Genomic DNA, 20,349 nt, shown 5'->3' on the forward strand with positions numbered 1-20,349 from the left:
GTATGAAAAATACAATAAAAAGAAAGTACAATCGTGTCTTAAACATTAAACAAGACAAATTACTAGACAACGCTCCTATATTTAAAAGAAAAATTTACCGTTTATATAGTTTTAAAGGTACTAAAAACAGAGAATTATCTTCTAAAAGGGTTACTTATAAAAATCAAAAAATAATTATAAAAAAAACAACTAAGAAATACAGAGGCAATTATATAAAATATGTTTATCGTGCATCAGATGAAATGAATTCACCAGAAATAAAGAGACAAATTAGAAATCACTGGAAAATATTACAAAAAACTATTTCAAAATATGATTTTTCAAATGGAAAAGAATGAGTGAAATTAGAAGAAACAAAAAACCTCCCATATCTTGAGAGGTTTCCTTAAATATATTAAATCAAATATGCTACATATTCCTTCTATNNTGACCAAGCGAACAAACCTTTGTAGCTTCCATTAAATGGTCGAATAAATTTTCGTTTTTAATCGCAGCTTCTTGCAGTTTGTTAATATGCTCGTTTACTTTTGCTTCGTGAAACTGGTGTAAGTTATCAAGCATCGTAATCTGATATTGTTTTTCTTCTTCGGTGGCGCGAATTACTTCTGCCGGAATTACCGTTGGAGAACCTTTTGAACTCAGGAACGTATTTACACCCACGATTGGGAAATCTCCGTTGTGTTTCAGGGTTTCGTAATACAAACTTTCTTCCTGAATTTTAGAACGCTGGTACATGGTTTCCATTGCACCAAGAACTCCGCCACGTTCTGTGATTCGGTCGAATTCTTGTAGAACAGCCGCTTCTACCAAATCTGTCAATTCTTCGATGATGAATGAACCTTGTATTGGGTTTTCGTTTTTGGCCAGACCTAATTCTTTATTAATAATCAACTGAATCGCCATTGCTCTGCGCACAGATTCTTCGGTTGGTGTTGTAATCGCTTCATCGTAAGCATTGGTATGTAGCGAGTTACAGTTATCATAAATCGCATACAAAGCTTGAAGAGTAGTTCTGATATCATTAAAATCAATTTCCTGTGCGTGCAACGAACGTCCGGAAGTCTGAATATGGTATTTTAGCATTTGTGCTCTTTCGTTTGCTCCGTATTTGTTTTTCATGGCTTTCGCCCAAATTTTACGCGCCACACGACCAATTACTGAATATTCAGGATCTACTCCATTAGAGAAAAAGAACGATAAGTTGGGTCCAAAATCATTAATGCTCATTCCGCGGCTTAAGTAATATTCTACATAAGTAAAACCATTAGAAAGCGTAAAGGCCAATTGGGTAATTGGGTTCGCTCCTGCCTCGGCAATATGATATCCTGAAATCGAAACCGAATAGAAATTACGAACGTTTTTGGTAATAAAATATTCCTGAACGTCGCCCATTAACCTCAAAGCAAATTCGGTCGAGAAAATACAGGTGTTTTGTGCCTGATCTTCTTTTAGGATATCAGCCTGAACCGTACCACGAACTTGCGATAATGTTTTAACTTTTATGTCATTATAAACCTCCAGAGGCAAAACCTGATCTCCTGTAACACCCAAAAGCATTAATCCTAAACCATTATTTCCTTCCGGCAAATCACCTTGATATTTGGGACGTTCTGTTCCTTTTTCTTTGTATATTTTGTTGATTTTAGCTTCAACTTCTTTTTCAAGATCGTTTGCTTTGATATAATATTCGCATTGCTGATCGATCGCCGCATTCATAAAAAATCCTAGTAACATTGGCGCCGGACCGTTTATCGTCATACTTACAGAGGTTAAAGCATGAACCAGATCAAAACCTGAATACAGTTTTTTGGCATCATCAAGACAGCAGATCGAAACTCCTGCATTACCAATTTTTCCGTAAATATCAGGACGTTTGTCCGGGTCATTTCCGTACAAAGTCACACTATCAAATGCGGTCGAAAGTCGTTTTGCCGGCAATCCTGCGCTCACATAATGAAAACGTTTGTTGGTTCTTTCCGGTCCGCCCTCGCCGGCAAACATTCTTGACGGATCTTCGCCCTCACGCTTAAACGGATATAATCCTGAAGCAAACGGAAATTCTCCGGGAACATTTTCCTGAAGATTCCATCGTAAAATATCGCCCCAGGCTTCATACTTAGGCAAAGCTATTTTCGGAATTTGCAAATGCGATAAACTTTCTGAGTGTGTCGCAATCTTAATTTCTTTATCACGAACTTTAAAACTGTAAACCGGATTTTTGTATTTGGCTACTTTCTCGTCCCAATTCAGGATAATTTCCCAATTGTACGGATCTAAGTCCATTTTTACTTTATCAAACTGATTGAGTAAAAGGTTCAGAAAAATTCTGTTTTCGTTAAGTCCTTCGACTTCGCTCAGGATGACACTATTGTCGTCAATTCCTGCTTTATTAATTTCAGGAATTTTACCCGAAACCGATTCTATCGTTTTAAAAATTCCGTAAAGTTTTTGAGCTACTTTTTGTTGCGAAATAGCACTGTCGTCGTAAGACCTGTTATTCTCTGCAATTTCAGATAAATAGCGTGTCCTGTGTGGCGGAATCACGAAGATTTTCTCGCTCATTTCGCGCGTAATTTCAAAAGTCGAATGTAGATTTGAATCTGTTTTTTCGACAATTTTATCCATAATCGCTTTATACAACGTGTTCATTCCGGGATCGTTAAACTGAGATGCAATTGTCCCGAAAACAGGCATTTCGTCCGGGTTTTTATCCCAAAGATTATGATTGCGCTGGTATTGTTTTTTAACATCACGAATGGCGTCAAGAGCACCTCTTTTATCAAATTTATTCAAGGCAACAAGATCAGCAAAATCAAGCATGTCGATTTTCTCTAATTGTGTTGCAGCACCAAACTCAGGTGTCATTACATAAAGAGAAACATCAGAATGGTCCATGATCTCCGTATCTGATTGTCCGATTCCGGAAGTTTCCAGAATGATCAAATCATATTTTGCCGCTTTTAAAACCTGAATCGCTTCGGCAACATATTTGGATAATGCCAAATTTGATTGGCGTGTTGCCAACGAACGCATATAAACTCGGGGATTATTAATGGCATTCATTCGGATTCTATCCCCTAATAATGCTCCTCCAGTTTTTCTTTTCGAAGGATCGACAGAAATTAATCCGATTGTTTTTTCCGGAAAATCAATTAAAAAACGACGAACGAGTTCATCTACCAAAGATGATTTTCCTGCTCCACCAGTTCCGGTGATTCCAAGAACCGGAATTTTAGAATTGATATTATTGTTGTGAATTTCATCAAACACCGGTTTTGCAATTTCAGGAAAATTCTCTGCTGCTGATATTAATCGTGCAATTGCAGTTGGAATTTTATTCTCGATATGATCGATTTCTCCGTTAAGTTTGTCTCCAATAGGATAATCTGCACGTTCTACCAAATCATTGATCATTCCTTGCAAACCTAAAGAACGACCATCATCAGGAGAATAAATTCTGGTAATACCATAATCCTGTAATTCTGAAATTTCGCTTGGCAGAATTACTCCGCCTCCGCCTCCAAAAATTTTAATGTGTCCTGCTCCTTTTTCATGAAGCAAGTCATACATATATTTAAAGTATTCGTTGTGACCACCTTGATAGGAGGTCATCGCAATTGCATTCGCATCTTCCTGAATAGCGGTGTTTACCACTTCTTCGACACTACGGTCGTGCCCCAGATGAATCACCTCAACACCTGTAGACTGAATAATACGACGCATAATATTGATTGCGGCATCATGCCCGTCAAAAAGAGAAGCTGCTGTTACAATTCTTACTTTATTTTTAGGAATATATGGTATTTGTTGTTCCATTTTATGAATATGATAATTTTAAGGGAGCAATTTACAAAATATTATAATATTTGATCCTCGTTATATCTTTTTGTTAACAAAAAAAACAATCTTTTTTTATCTATAGGGGTAACAATTGGAATACAGGATTGATTTATACTATATAAGTCTTATAGAAATGTTAACAACATGGCAATCTTGAAAAATTTAAATTAAATATAACAACTTGTCTCACAGTATCATGAAGTAATTTAGCAGAGTAGAAAAGCCCCAAATTTTTACCCAAAACTTTTATTCCTAAGTAATAAACGTAAAAATTTAAAAAAAATGAAAACATTATATCCAATCACCCTAATTTTAAGTTTAAGTTTTTTTGTATCTTCTTTTGAGAGAGCAGAAAATGACATTCTTTCTTCTAAAAAAAATGCAACTATTGCAGCCGTTAATTACAATTCAGATTCTGATAATCTGGAGGAAATTTCAAATGATTTCTTTAAAAGATATTCTGATCTGAAAAAATACAAATCTGATGTCATGTCATTATATAAAAATAGAACTTTAGGAACTATCTGGTTTGATGAAGATGATATCAATGAATTTGGTTCCGCATTATACGAAAAATCAAAAAAAACAAACGATCTGATTATTCCTTATCAAAAAGAAATTGACGAACTTTTTTCTTCATCAGAAACAAAACTTTCAAAAACTGATGCTGATATGCTTTTAAGTTCCTTATATATTGTGTATGCTAAAAAAAGCAATTCAGACTCTAAGAAAAAAGTCTCTTATGATACCCTGTTGAAAGATTTTCTTAACTACAGCACCATCGAAGCATCAACTGCCTCAACAACCGCAGATGTAAAGGTAGAATATGATCAATATTACAAATTGCAGGATGTCTTAAAAAAATATAAAAAAATAGAGCGTTCAAATAAATGGAAACCTATTGTACCGGAAGAAACGCCTTATATCGATTTGCGCCCGGATGCTGTTTCGACTACTATATCTCAGGTTAGAACTCGTTTATATTTATTAGGAGATTTAAAAAATGATTCTAAAAGTAAGGTCTACGATCGTGAATTGATGGATGCCGTAATGAAATATAAAGTTCGTAATGGTTTTAAACCAAATTATATTCTTGCCGAAGAACATATTAAAGAAATGAATGTACCGATTTCAGATAAAATTGAAACGCTGAAACTTAACATAGAAAGATGTCGCGCTATTTCGGCTCAGATTGCCAGTAGCGATGAGTATGTTTTAGTAAATGTTCCTTCTTATGAATTAATTTACGTAAAAAACGGAAAGGTACAACTGACTTCAAGTGTATTTGTTGGTGCGCCGTTGACCAAAACAACCATTTTTAATGGTGAAATTGACAGAATCGTTTTTAGCCCTTATTGGACAGTGCCACAGAGTATTGTAAACAATGAATTGAAAGGTAAAATAGCTGCGGATAAAAATTATCTTGCCGAAAAAAATATGGAAATCGTAAACGGTCAGGTAAGACAAAAACCAGGACCGGATAATTCGTTAGGATTGGTAAAATTTATGTTTCCAAATCCGGATGACATCTATCTGCACGATACTCCGGCTAAAACTTTATTCGATTTTGAAAAAAGAACTTTCAGCCACGGTTGTATAAATGTAAAAATGGCCAAAGAACTGGCTGTTGCAATGCTTCAGGATTATCCGGAATGGACTCCCGATAAAATTGATAAAGCAATGGAGGGTAAAACTGAAAACAGTTTTAAATTATCTAAAAAAGTACCAATCTACATTACTTATTTTACATCATTGGTAAATGCAAATGGCGAAATTGGTTTCTTTCAGGATGTTTATGACCGAGATAGTGAAACTGTTTCTCCTAAGGCAGAAGTAGTAACTAATTAACCCCTTAAGTTAAAATATTTTATGGCTTGCTTCTTTATTGAAGCAAGCCATTTTTTTGTTTAAAATAGTTCTTTAAGTTTTCTAAATACGTTTTCTCTCCAAATGCTTTACTGTTTCCTGATTGCTCATTAAACTGAAAAAAATATTAATTAAAAGTAAAAAAACACCCTTAAACATAATTGAGAAAAAAAATTACAGATCGAAATAAAAAAAAAACCTAAACTATTAATATTAAAACTTTTACAGGAAAAAATATCTCCAAAATGATCTGATCTTTGCACCATAATAATACCACTAAACTACTTTATCATGAAAACAGAGAATATCGAAGGATTAACACTTTTTGAAATAAATTTATTAATTCAACAAGGCGGAAGATTTATAATGTTTCCTAATTTGCTTACCAAATTAAAAAGTTCTACTATCTATTTTGTTCGTCCTGAAGAAAAAATATTCAAATATGTCATAAGACATTTTTTTAAAAACCTACTACACGGTCTGCGTACTTTTCCTTTAAGACCTTATTATGCTACAAAATCTTTATTTTATTTAGCCATTGGCGGTAGCGATTATACCTGCACCATATTGGATGATTTAAATAGAATCAATCCCGTCTACAATCCAAATTTGTACTGCCTACAGTACGTATAGATTAAAAAGACAAACACAGATCCTGTTGTTTTTATTTTTATCAGCAGGATTTGCATTCTCCATATAACTCCGCCTATTTTTGTCCTAAACTATTAGTTTTAAAACTTTTAGCAGCAATTATAAAAACGCATTACAAAGACCTTTGTAAATTATTTATTACCACCCTTTTTGCCCCCTAAAAAGAATGTAACTATAGTACAATGTTGCAATTATATACCTAAATGATTTATAATGAAAACAAAAAATACAGAAGGGCTTACACTTTTTGAAATAAGCCAATTAATTCAACAAGGCGGAAAGTTTGTTGTTTTCTCCTATACTATCTCTATGTTAGTATGGTCTGTTAAAAAAAATTCCCCCATCTATTTTATTCGTCCCGGTGAAAATAGCTTAAAATACTCTTTTGGTTATTTGCTCTTGAATTTAACTTTTGGATGGTGGGGATTTCCCTTTGGTCCAATCTACACTATAAGTTCCTTATACCACCACATTATAGGCGGTAAGGATTGTACGCACATTATATTAAATGATTTAGAGCAAAACAATCCTGTTTATGAACCTGACCTGCACTATCTTCAATTTGCATAAAAAGCAGAATAACTTGTATAAGAAAATACAGGTTTGTTCTCACTTTTACAAAAATTTATTGCCGTTTGATTTAAAATTTTAATTAGAATAATAGTATCTTTCTAACTTTAAAAATAACCTTTTTTAAGTATGGAAGAAGATTACGTTGAAGTTAGAAGAAGTTGGTGGGATAGAAACTGGAAATGGTTTGTACCAACCGGATGCTTAAGTCTTATAGTAATTTTTGCGTTATTTATAGCTGGAATTTTCTTTGGTGTTACCTCTATGATGAAAGATTCTGATGCTTACAAAGGCGCTATGACCCAAGTACAAAATAACAAGTTAGTCATCGAAAAATTAGGAAACCCAATTGAAGATGACGGAATGACTTCCGGAAGTATAAACATTACCAACGATAGCGGAAATTGTGATCTGCAAATTCCGATAAAAGGACCAAAAGGAAAAGCAACTGTATTTGTAGTGGCCGAAAAAAGAGGTACCTGGAAATACAGCCAAATTATTGTTTATATCAAGGCTACAAAAGAAGAAATTGATCTGTTGAAGAAAAAACAATAAACTTTGAAAACTTCAATGATGAATTTACACCTACTTTTTCCTGCTCTTTTTTTAATTCTAAGCACTTCGATTATTGCTCAGTCAAAGAATATAAATTCTTTACACACAGACAAGGAATCTAAAAATACTGCCAGGCAAGATAATTATATCAAAATTTTGTGGTTAGACCAAAACGGCAAACTTCAGCTTAATGAAAATTATATAAAAACAGTATCAGATCAGCAACGTGCAGCCTTGGGCTATATTGCAACAGATGTTGGTAATGAATGCCATTGGGATGGAGATAAAAAAGCAGATAAGAGTAATTTGAAATGCATATTACTCTCTGCACTAAATTTAGGCTATCAGTGCTCTGAAACCCATTTGTCTTTTTTGAAAAAATGGTTTAAAGACGATAAAAAAGTACTTGAAAGGTTACAATATTGCAACAAAACCGAATCCTCAGAAAAAATTCAGGACGGATTTACGGAACTAAAAATGGCTACTACCGCTAATACAATCAAAATTATCTACAGCGCAGTTGGCACAGACAAAGACAAAAATAATAAATGGAACTGGACCGAAGAATCTTCTTATTCTTTTACAAAAACTGAAATTAAACAAATCTATAGAAAAAATATAAACGGTGCATTTAACTAAAAATGGTCTTGAAACAAACTGTTTTATTTTTCCGTTGCAGCAAAACTTTCAAACTGCTTTATTTTCAAATTATTATTAAATGAAATCATTCCTACTAAGTTTAACTTTTCTTCCTGGCATTTTTGTATTTGCACAATCTAGCGCCAAATATGAAACCTATACCAATAAAATAAAGCAATTTTCGAAACCGGCTAAAATATTATCCAGTTCTACAGATGCGACAGGAAGCGGACCAATAGAATTTACAAATGCTAAAAAACAAGTCCTGCGTTTTCGGGTCAACAATCATAAACTACAAATACTGCATGGCGGAATTGTTTTTCAACTTTTTTATTACCAAAATAATTATTTGCAAAGAATTGAGAACTTTGATAGTAATGGAAACTTAGCAGGAGAAAGAGAATCTAAAAGTGAAGCAGCTGTAAAATTTATTATTGAAAAACCGGATTTGTATTTAAAGAAAAAGAAATTAATCGATGCTGCCGAAGGAAACATTGATCTAAAAGATGACAGCAAAGAGAAAATCATACGATTGCAATTGTACGATGAAAATAATATGCCAATAGCCGAATTTCAACCTACTTATATCTCCAGCAAAACCTATTGGGATTATAATAATAGAATGTATTGGCCGTAAAAAAGCTTAAGATACCAAGTTTATGAATTAGTGATTCATCTGGTCTGATTTTTATTTTTAGAGAAATTAAATAATTGTATTTCGATGCTGAATTCTATTCTTTTTTTGGTTAAAAAGCAACAGATTATAACAGATATCCGGACTAATGTTAATTATAACGAAATGTTTAAACTAGCCACATAAAATTGTGGCTTTATTTTTGAATAAGTAGTATTTTTGAAACTTATAAAAACCTACTTAATGAAAAAGATTTTAATTTTATTTATTCTATTTTCTCTTGGCTCACATGCTCAGGTAAAAGAAACTTTGGCTCAAAAACTATCGAGATTATCTTCTCAAATTTCAGGAGTTGGAGGTGTTGATATTGCATCCGGATTAAAAGAGGCCTTAAACAAAGGAATTACCCAACAGGTGAGTAAATTAACCGCAGTTGATGGCTTTTATAAAAATGAAGCCGTAAAAATTTTAATGCCCGAAGAATTGCAAAAAGTAGATGCTACTTTGCGAAAAGTAGGATTATCATCTCTTGCAGATGAAGGTATAAAAGTATTAAATCGTGCTGCCGAAGATGCCGTAAAAGAAGCTACCCCAATATTTGTTTCGGCTGTAAAAAATATGTCGTTTACAGATGCTAAAAATATTCTGTTAGGAAATGAGAGTGCGGCAACTACTTATTTGCAGGGCAATACAAATACAGCTCTGTATGCAAAATTTAATCCGGTTATAAAAACCTCTTTCGAGAAAGTAGGCGCTGATGTAGTTTGGAAAAACATCATTAACAAATACAATGCAATTCCGTTAGTTAGAAAAGTAAATCCTGATTTGACTGATTATACAACAAACCAGGCTTTGGTCGGTGTTTTTAAAATGATCGCTGTTGAAGAAAAAGATATTCGTACCAATATTAGTGCAAGAACATCGCCTTTATTACAAAAAGTATTTGCCATGCAGGATAAAAAATAATTTTCACCCTGAGGTTCACAAGCTCAAAGTTACAAAGCAACCTTTGAACCTTTGCAACTTTGAACCTTTGCAACTAACCAAAACCACTAAACTGAAATGCAAAAAATAACGATTCTGATTCACTGCAAAGACCAAAAGGGTATTATTGCCGCAGTGACTACTTTTATTGCCAAAGTAGAAGGAAATATTATCTACATCGATCAGCATGTTGATGTAGAACAAAATGTATTTTTTATGCGATTGGAGTGCGAACTCACTAATCATAATATTACCATCGAAGGTCTCAAAGCAGATTTTGACAAAACCATCGCTGCTGATTTCAGCATGTCATGGGATTTGTACAATCAGGAGCAAAAACCAAAAATGGCATTGTTTGTATCGAAATATGATCACTGTTTGTTCGATATTTTAGGACGTTACAGCGCTGGAGAACTCAATGTCGAAATTCCGGTAATTATTAGTAATCACAATGATTTGCGATCTATTGCAGAACGATTTGATATTCCGTTTCATTGTGTGCCTTTTACAAAAGATACTAAAGAAGAAGGAGAAGCCAAACAAATTGAATTATTGAAAAGATACCAAATCAATTTTATTGTTCTGGCGCGTTATATGCAAATTATAACCCCAAAACTGATTGCACTTTACGAAAACAAAATCATTAATATTCACCATTCGTTTTTACCTGCTTTTCCGGGTGCAAAACCCTATCATTCTGCTTTTAAACGTGGTGTAAAAATTATTGGTGCCACAAGTCATTACGTAACAGCAGAGTTAGACGAAGGACCAATTATCGAACAGGATACCGCACGTGTTTCGCACATACATTCTGTAGATGATTTTATTATGAAAGGAAGAGACTTGGAACGTATTGTTCTCGCCCGTGCTATAAAGCTGCATGCCGAACGTAAAACAATGGTTTATAGCAATAAAACGGTTGTTTTTTCTTAGGGTCTTAGTTTCTTAGGGTCAAAGGCTCAAAGTTGCAAAGGTTCAAAGGGTTTTCCTTAAAAAGAAACAAAAGCAACCTTTGAACCTTTGTTCCTAAAAAAACCCGACACGTTTTAAAAACCTGTCGGGTTTACTATTTAAAATCAAAACTCACAGTTCAAACTCTGAACCTTTGTTCCTTTAAAAAAAAATCAAAACTCACAGTTCAAACTCTGAACCTTCGTCTCTCTGAACCTTTGTTCCTTTATAAAAAACTCACAGTTCAACCTTTGAACCTTTGTCTCTCTGAACCTTTATTCCTTAAAAAAAAACTCACAGTTCAAACTTTGAACCTTTGTCTCTCTAAACCTTTGTTCCTTTATAAAAAAATCAAAACTCACAGTTCAACCTTTGAACCTTTGTCTCTCTGAACCTTTATTCCTTAAAAAAAAACTCACAGTTCAAACTTTGAACCTTTGTCTCTCTGAACCTTTGTTCCTTTAAAAAAAGAAACTTATCTCACTTCTATTAACAATCTTGGATCACTAAAATTATTGACTTCCTCCATTGTTAATCCTAAAGCGTTAGCAACTCCTTCTCCATAAGCGGGATCAGCTTTGTAACAGTTTCTGATATGACGCACCTGAATAAATTTTTGTGCCCCTCCTACTTGTCCTGCTGTATTTTTGAACAACAATTGTTTTTTCTCGTCTGTTAACAAACGGAATAACAAACCTGGTTGGGTAAAATAATCATTATCATCATCTCTAAAGTTGTGCGCATAAGCATCGCCATGAAGTGCCAATGGTGGCTCTTTGAATTCTGGCTGCTCTTGCCATTCTCCAAAACTATTTGGTTCGTAATGTTTACGTGCTCCATAATTTCCATCTACACGCATTGCGCCATCTCTGTGGAAACTGTTATACGGACATCTTGCTGAATTTACCGGAATTTGGTAATTGTTTACTCCTAAACGGTAACGGTGTGCATCTCCGTAAGAGAATAAACGAGCCTGTAACATTTTGTCCGGCGAAAAACTAACTCCCGGTGGTACGTGTGCCGGATTAAAGGCGGCTTGCTCTACTTCGGCAAAATAGTTTTCAGGATTTTTGTTTAGCTCAAATTCTCCAACCGGAATTAATGGGAAATCTCCTTTTAACCAAACTTTTGTCAAATCAAAAGGATGAAAACGATAATTAGCAGCTTGTTCTTCTGTCATGATCTGAATGAACATTTTCCATTTTGGGAAATTTCCTTCTTCAATAGCATCAAATAAATCTCTTTGATGACTTTCTCTGTCGCTACCTACTAATAAAGCAGCTTCTTCATCAGATAAATTTTCAATTCCCTGTTGCGATACAAAATGAAATTTTACATAACTTCTTTCGTTTTGAGCATTCAGGAAACTAAAAGTATGACTTCCAAATCCGTGCATTTGTCTGTATGATTTGGGAATACCCCTATCACTCATTACAATTGTAATTTGGTGCAAAGCTTCGGGTAATAAAGTCCAAAAATCCCAATTGTTATCAGCACTTCTTAAATTGGTTTTTGGATCACGTTTTACTGCGTGATTTAAATCCGGAAATTTCATTGGATCACGAAAAAAGAAAACAGGCGTATTATTTCCTACCAAATCCCAATTTCCTTCATTTGTATAAAACTTCATTGCAAAACCACGAATATCTCTTTCGGCATCTGCTGCACCTCTTTCACCTGCAACGGTTGAAAAACGTACAAACATTTCTGTTTTTTTACCAATTTCCGAAAATAAATCGGCTCTTGTATATTTTGTAATGTCGTGAGTTACTGTAAAAGTCCCGTAAGCTCCTGAACCTTTTGCGTGCATTCTTCGTTCCGGAATTACCTCACGGTCAAAATGTGCCATTTTTTCTAAAAACCAAAAATCCTGTAATAAAACAGGTCCACGAGGTCCGGCTGTTTGTATGTTTTGATTGTCTGGAACGGGAGTTCCTGTTGCAGTTGTTAATTTTTTGTTCGAATCCATAATGCTGATTTTTAATGTTTTATCAAATATACAAAGATATCTTTACGATATTCATAAACAAAATTGATTGTTATTATATTTTAATAATCAAAAGCTATTTAACGCTATAGAAAGCTCAGAAACCACGATCAAAAAATCTTAACTTATGTCCAACAAAGTAATAACAAAACCTTAACAGCTAAACATTCATATATATTGGATCTTTGTAGTGTAATAAACTGGTTATTTATTATTTTGGTTTTGGTTAGTTAAATGATGCCGGCGTCTTCGAGATGCCGGCATTCTTTTTTTACAGCAATTTCTCTTTTTTTTATTTGCTTCGCCAATTCAGCTTTTGGCCTCGAATAAGCTTTCAAGTTATTAAAATCTGGTCATTTAACCGCATATTTTTTAGCCACGAATTGCACAAATTTTCACTAAGTAAATTATACATTCATGCTAATGCGTGACATTCGTAGCGAATAATTTTAAACCTGAGACAAAAAACTACATTTTGGATACAACTACACGAGATTTAGATACACTATACAAATAATACGCACGGATCTTTGCCTTATAATTTTCAAACAAAAATTTAAAACAGAAATTATGAGTACTATCAGCAAAATTAAATTAGGAAATCAGGGACTTATCGTTCCCAATATTGGTTTAGGTTGCATGGGAATGACCCAAATTGCGGGTAATGATATTTATGGCAAAGCCGATGAAAAAGAAGCGATTGCTACCATTCACCGTTCGCTTGAATTAGGAGGCAACTTTTTGGACACTGCAGATTTATACGGACCTTTGCACAACGAACGATTAATTGCAAAAGGGATAAAAGGCAATCGTGACGGGTATCGTATTGCGACTAAATTTGGTTATGAAATTGACGATAACGAGCAACTTACCTGGAAGTTTAATGGTACCAAAGAGTATGTAAAAAAAGCGGTTGAACGTTCTCTAAAAAACTTAGGCACAGATTATATCGACTTGTATTACCTGCACAGACTTGATCCAGATACACCAATTGAAGAAACTGTTGCAGCAATGTCAGAATTGGTAAAAGAAGGAAAAGTGGGTTATATCGGGCTGTCTGAAGTTTCATCAGATACTATTAGAAAAGCCCATAAAATTCATCCTTTGACTGCTGTGCAAACTGAATACTCTTTGTTTGAAAGAACTGTTGAAGAGGCAGGTATTCTGGATACGCTTAACGAATTACAAATTGGTTTTGTAGCTTATTCTCCTCTTGGAAGAGGTTTTCTATCGGGAGATATTAAAAGTCCTGATGATTTTCCTGAGAATGATTTTAGAAAAGCAATTCCGCGTTTTCAAGGAGAGCAATTTAAGAAAAATATTGAGTTGGTAAATGAAATCCAGAAATTAGCTGACGAAAAACAAATTACAGCTTCGCAATTAGCACTAGCATGGATTGCTTCTAAAAATATTTTATCAATTCCGGGAACGAAACGTGTAAAATATGTAGAGCAAAATATTGCTGCTGCTCAAATGGTTTTAGCTACAGACGAAATATACCGCTTAGAGAAAATTATACCGCTTGGCACTATTACAGGCGCAAGGTACGATGAGGCAAATATGGCTGGTATCGATCAATAAAAGCTTTGGCTTTGCTCAGGATTATAATAACAATTTCCTGAGCGAAGTTTTAGATTTACAAATAACAACGAAAGCAAATCATTAAAAGAAAGGTATCTTTACAGTAGCTTTTACTACCTATATATTTCTTTAAGTATTCTAAATATTATGAAAAAAGAAGTCCACGTTCCGTATACGATTCATTCGCTTTCAGAAATGCATCGGCTACTTAAAATTCCAAAACCGGAACATCCGTTAGTCAGTTTTGTTGATCTTAGTAAAATAAGTTGCCATTTTGATGACAACCTAAAAAGTGTTGTCTACGATTTTTATACGGTCTGCATAAAAAAAGGATTTACGGGAAAGATGCGGTACGGTCAAAACTTTTATGATTTTGATGAAGGTGTTATGACCTTTATGTCCCCGGGACAAGTAATCTCTACAGAAGTTTCTGTCGATACGTCTGTTTATGGTGCTATGCTCGTGATTCATCCTGATTTTATCCAAAACTATCCTTTAGCCAAAAATATTAAGGACTACGGTTATTTTTCTTATGCTGTTAATGAAGCTTTGCATCTTTCTGACAAGGAAGAAACCATGATCCGTAATATAATGCAAAATATTGAGCAGGAATATCTCTCGTCGATTGATGCTTTTAGTCAGGATGTAATGATCTCGCATATCGAATTATTGCTTAATTATTGCAATAGATTTTACAACCGCCAATTTATAACCAGAAAAAGCGCCAACAGTACGCTGTTGACCAAATTAGAAACATTGCTGTCTGATTATTTTGAAAGTGATAAAGTACAGCAATTCGGGTTACCAACTGTCGCTTATATTTCTGAGGAACTGAATGTTTCTTCTAATTATCTGAGTGATATGTTACGTTCTCTTACGGGGCAAAGTACGCAACATCATATTCATAATAAAATCATCGAAAAAGCAAAAGAATTGCTAACAACTACTTCGCTAAGTGTGAGCGAAATGGCTTACCAATTGGGTTTTGAATACCCACAATCGTTTAATAAATTATTTAAAAGCAAAACCAATCTTTCTCCTTTAGAATATAGAAGCTCGTTTAATTAGTTTTTTAAGCGTTCGTGCAGGATTTTGAAGTATGAAAAAGCCTTTAGCAATCGGGTACCATGCCAGGAGAACATTTCGCCATCGACAAAAATAGTTTTGGCATGATGGGTAAAACGTCCAATTTCAAAAGCATCCTCTTCTTTAAAAGGATACGGTTCTGATGAAAGTAACACCAAGTCCGGATCGCCCTCAAGACGCATTTTTTTTATTTCGATTTCAGGATAACGCCCTTTGTCTTCGTATATATTCGAGAAGTGATTTAATTTTAGTAATTCATTGATGTATGTATCGTTTCCGGCAACCATAAATGGATTTTTCCAAATAAAATAAGCTGCTTTTTGTAGTGGAATATCGGCGATATATTTTTTAAAATCGCTTAAGGCAAAAACCAGTTTGTTGTTCCACTTTTGAGCTTCGGTCCTACAATTAAAGAGTTGACCAAAGTCTGAAATCATTTGAAAATTATCTTCGATCGTAATAATATTCGTAACCCAAACCGGACAAATAGTACTTAATTGATCTACGATTTCTTGCGTGTTTTCTTCTTTATTACAAATGATAATATCGGGCTGAAGCAGTTTTATTTTCTCAAAATGAATTTTCTTGGTTCCGCCAACTATTTTCTTAGTCGATTTTAGATGATACGGATGTACACAAAACTTAGTAATCCCGATAATTTTATCTTCTAAACCTAAATCATACAGCAATTCGGTTTGAGATGGTACTAACGAAATAATGCGTTTGGGTGTCGTCTCAAAAGAATGTGAAGTACCAAGTTGATCTGTGAGTTGTTTCATAATATTTAGTCTCCGTGTACAGTTTCAGTCTCAGTCAAAACTGTGATTGAAACTGAGACTGATAACTTTATTTATTAGCGAGAATTTCTTCCATTTCTTTTTGAACTGCCAGAGCTTCTTCCCTCGCCTTTTCTGCGAAGTCTGTTCCTTTTGAGGCATAGATAATCGCTCTTGCTGAGTTGACCAATAAGCCCACTTTGTCATTCATTCCGTATTTGCAAACTTCAGATAAACTTCCGCCCTGAGCGCCAATTCCGGGAACTAATAAAAAACTATCCGGTACAATTTTTCTAATGTCGGCAAAATATTCTGCTTTTGTAGCGCCAACTACATACATTAAATTGTGGCTGTTTTTCCAGGTTTTAGAAGTTTCTAAAACTTGTTTGTATAATTCTTTTCCGTTTGTAATTAACGTCTGGAAATCAAAAGCACCTTCGTTTGAGGTCAGGGCTAACATGATGGTATGTTTATTTTCGAAAGCCAAAAATGGCTCAACGGAATCTTTTCCCATGTAGGGTGCAACGGTTACACTATCAAAATTTAAATCTTCAAGAAATGCTTTTGCATACATGCTTGACGTATTGCCAATATCGCCACGTTTTGCATCGGCAATAGTAAAAATATCAGGAAAATTCTCGTTGATATAGTTGATCGTTTTTTGCAAAGATACCCATCCTTTTATTCCATACGCTTCAAAAAAAGCGGTGTTAGGTTTGTATCCCACAGCCAAATCATGCGTTGCATCGATTATGGCTTTATTGAATTCGAAAATAGGATCTTCGGTCTCTAATAAATGAGGCGGAATTTTGGTCAGGTCCGGATCCAGTCCAACGCATAAAAATGATTTTTTTAAAAGGATTTGTTCGTGTAGTTGTTGTGTTGTCATTCTTGATTTTTTAGTTCTTCTTGTACATTAGAAGTAATTGTATTTTAGAAGTACGCAAAAATAAAAAAAGCCATTCAATTACGAATGGCTTTTTAGTTTTATATTCAATTCAGGCTTACAAATTACCTAAATAAACGATTTCTGTTCTTCTGTTTTCTGCTCTTCCTGCAGCAGTTTTATTAGATTTAACCGGTTTTGTAGCACCATAACCTTTAGAAGTTAAGTTTGCCGGATTAATTCCTTTTTCGATTAAAAGATCCATAATAACTTTAGCTCTGGCTTCAGATAATTTTTGGTTTGCTTTTGCATTTCCAATATTGTCTGTGTGACCGTTGATAGCGAATTTAGCATTTGGATAGTTCTTCAATATTTCTTTGATTGCATCTAATCTTCCTGATGTTTCTCCTTTTCTGGCATCATTTAGAGAAGCTTTTCCTGTTGTAAAAAAGATTGATTTTGCTTCCATTCTTAATTGCTCTAATGTAGCTTTAGAAACTTTAGGGCAACCTTTGTTATCTGCTGGACCATAAATTAATGGACATTCATCTACATTATCCGGAACTCCGTCTTTATCTGCGTCTAAATCCGGACAACCTTTGTTTACAGCTAGACCTGCAACAGTTGGGCAAGCATCATCTTTGTCCAGAACTCCATCTGAGTCTGTATCTGGCCAAGGACAACCTTTGTTTTCTACCGGACCTGCAATAGTAGGACAAGCATCTACATTGTCCAGCAATGTATCTCCATCAGTATCTTTCCAAGGGCAACCTTTATTTTCTACAGGACCTGCAACATTAGGACAAGCATCGTCTTTATCAAAAACACCATCTTTATCCGTATCTGGCCAAGGACAACCTTTGTTTTCTGCCGGACCTGCTACTTTTCTGCAAGCATCTTCTTTATCGATAACTCCGTCTTCGTCTGTGTCTTTGAATTTTTTCTCATAAACCGGAATTTTTATTCCAAGATGAAAATCAACTGCTTTTGATTCTTTCGAAACCAGATTTGTAAGTACAGAACCTGAACCAATAAAGAAAGCTCCAACTCTTAATCCGGAACCTACCTGCATCCCACTGTACTGCATATACGTCATTGGTACATAAAAACTAAACCATCTGCTTTCGTAACGTGGTGTCAAAGTTACACGATCTGCAATTCCGTAACCGTTTACTTTGTTGGCAGAAACCATATTGATATCTCCGTTAAGATTCAAATAAAATTTTCTGTACATATTCCAGTCTACATCGGCATGAAGTGCTGTAGGCAAATTGGTTTTCGTTCCTGTTGTAGAAGAAGTTTTAGTATAATGCTCGTTAAGGAAATCATAGAAGTTATCAGCATCATTAATCATTTCCTGCGTGATCGTACCATTTACATTGTACGTATCCTGTCTGGCATTTTTATAATTGATGGATCCGATATCTGTAACCGATAATCCAAAACGTATTTTGTATTTGTTTAGGTCTCTAAAGTTATTATCGGCTGGTTTTGCCTTACTTAAATCGTATTTTTCATAATCCGGTCTCCATTCGTACACCAATCCAAGATCAAAACCAAATCCATTTGCATTCGAGTCAAATTTATAATCTTCATTTGCTTCAAAGTCCTGGCTGGTTCCTACGGTAATTTGTCCGGTAGATGTTAGCGTTCCTCTATCAGGATTTACTTTGTTTTCATTATACTTTACAGTAACATCGTTTCCTTTAATATATCCGTTTACACCACCCTGAAGGTATTTTGCAGTCAAACCTCCTTTAAGAAAATGTTGTCCTTGTTGGTACAAAACAGCAGCATACGAAATTCCAAGTTCGCCCCAGGTATTCGAAGCGCCATTAGCATTTCCTGCATTAAAATTAAAGTCACTTGCTTTATCAAGACCTTCTTTAACCTGATCTACAAGACCACCATTAATGTTTCTCATGTTAGTAACAGATCTGGCTCTTGTAAATACAGCAATAGTATGTTTAGGAGCAATATTAAACATAAAAGAAGGCCCCATAATATCAAAATTTACGATACCATTATTGCTGTTTTTAGGTGTCATTACAGACTGACTGTCAAAATCATATCCTTTTTTATAGGTATCAGAAATCTTCACACCATATAAATCGTTTCCTACTGAACCGCTAATCGAGAATAAATTAATATCGGTTTTAAAACGAGAATCGGCAATAGAAGCCGGGTTAAAAAGCACACTTTGAACTCCTGCATAATTATCATGAGTATACCCAAGATAAGATTGGGCAGTAGCAGTAAAAGTGATTGTAATAAGTAATAGACTAAGTAGAGTTCTTTTCATTTAAAATTTGGTTTTTAGATAAATTCGTGGCAAAACTACACTTTTAGAATTACAAACATGTTACGCAAACATTGAATTCATGTAACATCTTTAATAAATTATGTAAGAAAAACGAAGGTCTTCTGCTCTATTTTTGATAACGAACCTTAAATCAAACAATTATGACTCCACATATTGGTATAACGCCAAAAAACCTAAAAAAAAGCGCGCATATATTAGCCACGATTTTATCTAATGAAATGACTCTTTATGTAAAAACAAGAAAATTTCACTGGAATATTTCCGGAAATAGCTTTATGGAGCTTCACAAATTGTTTGAAGATCAATATAGGATTTTAGAAGCTAATATTGATGAGGTTGCCGAACGCATTAGTCAGCTTGGAGAGAAAACAATTGGAACGATGAAAGAGTTTATCGAAAACTCGACGCTAAAAGAATCCCCAAAAGAATACGCTTCGCAAAAACACATGCTCGAAGAACTTCTGGAAAATCATGAGCAACTGGTTACAGAATTTAGAGGTTATGTACCCGCTTTTGAAGAGGATAGTAATGATATAGGTTCAGCTGATTTTGTAACAGGTTTATTGCAACAGCACGAAAAAATGGCTTGGGTTTTACGCCGCTATCAGGTTTAAAACAGACTGAAATGTGAATTATGAAACGCTTTGCAAAATTCATATAACAAGGAAACAAAGAAGATTTCGGAATTTTACAATATTATAAATACAAAAAAACTATTATCATGAATACTACAGAAATAAAAGGAAACTGGAATGAGTTAAAAGGGAAATTGAAACAAAAATACGCAACCCTTACAGATGATGATTTGATGTTTGCTGAAGGAAAAGAAGACGAAATGTACGGAAGACTTCAACAAAAACTAGGAAAAACCAAAGAAGAATTTCATCAGATCTTATCAGATTTGTAAACCCTTCTGATTCAATCATAAATACCGTCTAGTACACTTATTAGGCGGTATTTTTTTGAGACTTTTATTTAAATTATTTAATGTTAAAAATCGCTTACAAGCATTAAACTCTA

17 protein-coding genes and 1 pseudogene are annotated in these 20,349 nt (G+C 34.4%); 13 read left to right on the forward strand and 5 right to left on the reverse strand.

The features are described from left to right. Window positions 1–338, forward strand: a pseudogene (locus B0A64_RS25155) (reverse transcriptase domain-containing protein); the annotation flags it as partial. A gap of 70 nt (window positions 339–408) precedes the next feature. Here B0A64_RS25155 and B0A64_RS11515 read toward each other — a convergent pair. Continuing rightward, window positions 409–3,816 carry a methylmalonyl-CoA mutase family protein gene (locus B0A64_RS11515; protein WP_089479669.1) on the reverse strand — a complete coding sequence of 1,136 codons (3,408 nt, stop codon included), beginning with the start codon at window positions 3,814–3,816 and terminating at the stop codon, window positions 409–411. A 306-nt stretch (window positions 3,817–4,122) separates the two neighbouring features. On the opposite strand from B0A64_RS11515, the gene B0A64_RS11520 reads away from it, so the two are divergent. The 8 genes from B0A64_RS11520 (at window position 4,123) to purU (ending at window position 10,672) form a co-directional block, all read left to right on the forward strand. After that, window positions 4,123–5,688 (forward strand): L,D-transpeptidase family protein, encoded by a 1,566-nt coding sequence (locus B0A64_RS11520; RefSeq protein WP_089479670.1) that lies wholly within the window; start codon window positions 4,123–4,125, stop codon window positions 5,686–5,688. 309 nt (window positions 5,689–5,997) lie between these two features. Then, window positions 5,998–6,339, forward strand: a complete 342-nt coding sequence (locus B0A64_RS11525; RefSeq protein ID WP_089479671.1) for a hypothetical protein — start codon at window positions 5,998–6,000, stop codon at window positions 6,337–6,339. A gap of 231 nt (window positions 6,340–6,570) precedes the next feature. Continuing rightward, on the forward strand, window positions 6,571–6,927 hold the full coding sequence (locus B0A64_RS11530) for a hypothetical protein (protein ID WP_089479672.1): 357 nt from the start codon (window positions 6,571–6,573) through the stop codon (window positions 6,925–6,927). 129 nt (window positions 6,928–7,056) lie between these two features. Beyond that, complete coding sequence (locus tag B0A64_RS11535; protein ID WP_089479673.1) at window positions 7,057–7,482, forward strand: cytochrome c oxidase assembly factor Coa1 family protein; 426 nt, start codon at window positions 7,057–7,059, stop codon at window positions 7,480–7,482. 15 nt (window positions 7,483–7,497) lie between these two features. After that, on the forward strand, window positions 7,498–8,121 hold the full coding sequence (locus tag B0A64_RS11540) for a hypothetical protein (RefSeq protein ID WP_244285397.1): 624 nt from the start codon (window positions 7,498–7,500) through the stop codon (window positions 8,119–8,121). A gap of 79 nt (window positions 8,122–8,200) precedes the next feature. Next, window positions 8,201–8,758 carry a hypothetical protein gene (locus B0A64_RS11545; protein WP_089479675.1) on the forward strand — a complete coding sequence of 186 codons (558 nt, stop codon included), beginning with the start codon at window positions 8,201–8,203 and terminating at the stop codon, window positions 8,756–8,758. A gap of 240 nt (window positions 8,759–8,998) precedes the next feature. Continuing rightward, the gene (locus tag B0A64_RS11550) at window positions 8,999–9,721 is read left to right on the forward strand and encodes a DUF4197 domain-containing protein (protein ID WP_089479676.1); all 723 of its coding nucleotides are present in this window, start codon (window positions 8,999–9,001) and stop codon (window positions 9,719–9,721) included. A 96-nt stretch (window positions 9,722–9,817) separates the two neighbouring features. After that, the gene (purU, locus tag B0A64_RS11555; protein ID WP_089479677.1) at window positions 9,818–10,672 is read left to right on the forward strand and encodes a formyltetrahydrofolate deformylase; all 855 of its coding nucleotides are present in this window, start codon (window positions 9,818–9,820) and stop codon (window positions 10,670–10,672) included. 493 nt (window positions 10,673–11,165) lie between these two features. Here purU and B0A64_RS11560 read toward each other — a convergent pair whose 3' ends face one another. Beyond that, window positions 11,166–12,659, reverse strand: a complete 1,494-nt coding sequence (locus B0A64_RS11560; RefSeq protein ID WP_089479678.1) for a catalase — start codon at window positions 12,657–12,659, stop codon at window positions 11,166–11,168. A gap of 588 nt (window positions 12,660–13,247) precedes the next feature. On the opposite strand from B0A64_RS11560, the gene B0A64_RS11565 reads away from it, so the two are divergent. Then, window positions 13,248–14,258 carry an aldo/keto reductase gene (locus B0A64_RS11565; protein WP_089479679.1) on the forward strand — a complete coding sequence of 337 codons (1,011 nt, stop codon included), beginning with the start codon at window positions 13,248–13,250 and terminating at the stop codon, window positions 14,256–14,258. A 147-nt stretch (window positions 14,259–14,405) separates the two neighbouring features. After that, a complete protein-coding gene (locus B0A64_RS11570; protein WP_089479680.1) occupies window positions 14,406–15,326 on the forward strand; it encodes a helix-turn-helix domain-containing protein in 921 nt (306 codons plus the stop codon). On the opposite strand, the gene B0A64_RS11575 is transcribed toward B0A64_RS11570, so the two are convergent. The 3 genes from B0A64_RS11575 to B0A64_RS11585 all read right to left on the reverse strand — a co-directional run bounded on the left by B0A64_RS11575 (window position 15,323) and on the right by B0A64_RS11585 (window position 19,308). Beyond that, a complete protein-coding gene (locus B0A64_RS11575; RefSeq protein WP_089479681.1) occupies window positions 15,323–16,123 on the reverse strand; it encodes an ABC transporter substrate-binding protein in 801 nt (266 codons plus the stop codon). The two genes, B0A64_RS11570 and B0A64_RS11575, sit on opposite strands and share 4 nt — an antisense overlap. A 67-nt stretch (window positions 16,124–16,190) precedes the next feature. After that, on the reverse strand, window positions 16,191–17,009 hold the full coding sequence (gene pyrF / locus B0A64_RS11580) for an orotidine-5'-phosphate decarboxylase (protein ID WP_089479682.1): 819 nt from the start codon (window positions 17,007–17,009) through the stop codon (window positions 16,191–16,193). Window positions 17,010–17,124: 115 nt separating this feature from the next. Further along, a complete protein-coding gene (locus B0A64_RS11585; protein ID WP_089479683.1) occupies window positions 17,125–19,308 on the reverse strand; it encodes a DUF5723 family protein in 2,184 nt (727 codons plus the stop codon). 161 nt (window positions 19,309–19,469) lie between these two features. Between B0A64_RS11585 and B0A64_RS11590 the strand changes: the two genes are divergently transcribed. Together B0A64_RS11590 and B0A64_RS11595 are read left to right on the forward strand one after the other, a co-directional pair. Continuing rightward, window positions 19,470–19,943, forward strand: a complete 474-nt coding sequence (locus B0A64_RS11590) for a Dps family protein (protein WP_089479684.1) — start codon at window positions 19,470–19,472, stop codon at window positions 19,941–19,943. 107 nt (window positions 19,944–20,050) lie between these two features. Further along, window positions 20,051–20,236, forward strand: a complete 186-nt coding sequence (locus B0A64_RS11595; protein WP_068843283.1) for a CsbD family protein — start codon at window positions 20,051–20,053, stop codon at window positions 20,234–20,236. Window positions 20,237–20,349 lie beyond the last annotated feature (113 nt).

Origin of the sequence: Flavobacterium araucananum, from assembly GCF_002222055.1 — a bacterium.
Taxonomy (GTDB): domain Bacteria; phylum Bacteroidota; class Bacteroidia; order Flavobacteriales; family Flavobacteriaceae; genus Flavobacterium; species Flavobacterium araucananum.